At 25.6% G+C, this 2003-nt stretch carries 4 protein-coding genes; all 4 read left to right on the top strand.

Going from position 1 to position 2003, the window contains the following annotated elements; all coding sequences use genetic code 4:
* Positions 1-289: 289 nt before the first annotated feature.
* Entirely contained in the window at positions 290-448 is a 159-nt protein-coding gene (locus tag EHV01_RS05085; RefSeq protein ID WP_400249376.1) for an HNH endonuclease, read from the top strand.
* Between the two features lie 182 nt (positions 449-630).
* Positions 631-1377: a hypothetical protein gene (locus EHV01_RS05080; RefSeq protein ID WP_422066508.1), complete on the top strand. Its 747-nt coding sequence runs from the start codon at positions 631-633 to the stop codon at positions 1375-1377.
* A gap of 249 nt (positions 1378-1626) precedes the next feature.
* Positions 1627-1749 carry a hypothetical protein gene (locus tag EHV01_RS05075; protein WP_422066507.1) on the top strand — a complete coding sequence of 41 codons (123 nt, stop codon included), beginning with the start codon at positions 1627-1629 and terminating at the stop codon, positions 1747-1749.
* Between the two features lie 141 nt (positions 1750-1890).
* Positions 1891-2003 (top strand): hypothetical protein (locus EHV01_RS05070; RefSeq protein WP_422066509.1); only part of this gene is annotated, 113 nt, incomplete at its 3' end.

Genomic DNA, 2003 nt, shown 5'->3' with positions numbered 1-2003 from the left:
WTAATCAAATTTATCAAATTTCATAATTTTAGATTCCTATAATTTCTATTTTAAATATATTTTATAGGAATTTTAAAATAACTAGGTTATGCAAGAAGTCTAATATAAAACTAATAATAATTAACAAAATAAAACTAATAATTTATAAATAATAGAAAGGAATATTTATTATATAAAACTAGATCAAAAAACAAAAATGGTTTGAGATAAGGCAAAAAAATGTAATTGTAAATCAAAATAACAAGATGAAGCTGGTGACCATAAACTTTGCGGAATTTGTAAAAAAACGATGATATATGGTGCTCATGAAAGTATTGAAAATCAACAGAATAGTATTTATAGATGAAATTTAGATCATAAAAAGTCGAAATCAAAGGGAGGCGATAATTCTATTGAGAATTTGCAAGCAGTCCATGTAAAATGTAATAGAAAAAAAGGAAGTTCTTAGTAAATTTATATGAATTATTTTAAGATAAAATAATAAAATTAATATGTTAAGAAAATAATTTATTAAATATCCAACATAGGCGCTAAATCACTTCCCTAATACCTAGTTTTCTCCTTAGTTTTATGATATAATCAAGTAGAAAATGTGTCAATGAAATAGGTCACCTAGGAGAAACAAACCATATGAAAAAAGATATGATTATTTTATCAGTTGAAGACTTCTTAGCATTAGAACCTGATGAAAATATTCGTGAAGTACGACATGATGCAGAATATCAGTTTGATTATGAAAGCTGAAAAACAATTCTTTATTCGTCAGGAAAATTAAAATTTATTCTTCGTTATGTTCAAGCAATCTTTCAATGAATGAAAGAAGTAACTGATTTAACTGGCTTAACAATTAGTATTAGTGCCATTATTGTTGATAAGTTTAATTTCTCATTATTTAAAAATCAACAACATTTATTTAATTGTAGTTTATCAACTAATTTTTATTTAATTCCTGAAATAGAATGAGCAGAAAAAATTACAGAAGCACATGCTTCCAATTATGATTTGGTTAAAAATCAATTAATGTATGATCCATTAGAAATGGAACATTGAAAAGGGGAAGAAGGATTTGGTAAATTTATTAATATGCTATTAATGATTATTCGTAATGGGGAAAAACTTGACCCATTAATGTTACCAATCCAGTGAATGATTGAATTTAAAGATAAAAAATTAACGATGTCACGAATTAGAATGCAAATTCAAGCGTTACAAAATCGGACAGCACCAGATAAAGAATTTATCCTTGATTCGCGGAAAAAGAATAATAATGTTGAAGACGAAATTGACTTAGAAAAACGGCCATCATTAGAACCAGTTAATAAGAATGATAGTGATGATATTGCATCATGAAATAAATATTATAAAGAAGATGTTTAATACTTTATTAATGTGAAAAAAGGGTTAAGGAAGAACTTAACCCTTTTTAAATGATAAAAATTTAAATAAACGAATTTTCAATTTAGGGGAATAATTAAAAGAACCTAATTCTGAAATATATGATTCTTTTTTTAAAGATATGACTAAAAAATATTATAATTTAAAAGAGGATTTTAATTACCGTATAGGTCATGAGGCTTGAGAAATATTGGGTGATATTCTAGGTGAAAAATTAGTGGTATCGTGTAAGTGAAGTGCAACAAATCAACTCCTTTCTGAGTTGATTTTTTAATGGAAAGAAAACATTATTTTATTTTACGGTCCTTAGTAACTAAGTATGGAAAAGATATTGTTATTAATACGGGTAAATAATATTGTAATTAATAATGTAGAAGAAGATGAATAAATTATCCGCGTAATTTATTAGCGGTAATTTATTCAATATAGTTTATTTTGAGCGTAGCGAACACGCGAAGCGTGCCGCGAAAATTAGATTTTTAGGAAGAATAAGTTATGCCAGTTTGATTAACGACAATATTTAGTGTTGTTATTATATTAGGGATTTTTGCATGAATTGGTTTATCAATTTATCAAAAAATTAGACAAATTAAAGGTAAGAAAAAAGA

The sequence above is a fragment of the Spiroplasma sp. hy2 genome, from assembly GCF_044714365.1.
Taxonomy (GTDB): Bacteria; Bacillota_I; Bacilli_A; order Mycoplasmatales; family Mycoplasmataceae; genus Spiroplasma; species Spiroplasma phoeniceum.
The sequence above is the reverse complement of the archived record's forward strand: the minus strand, read 5'-3'. Positions and strand labels throughout refer to the sequence as shown.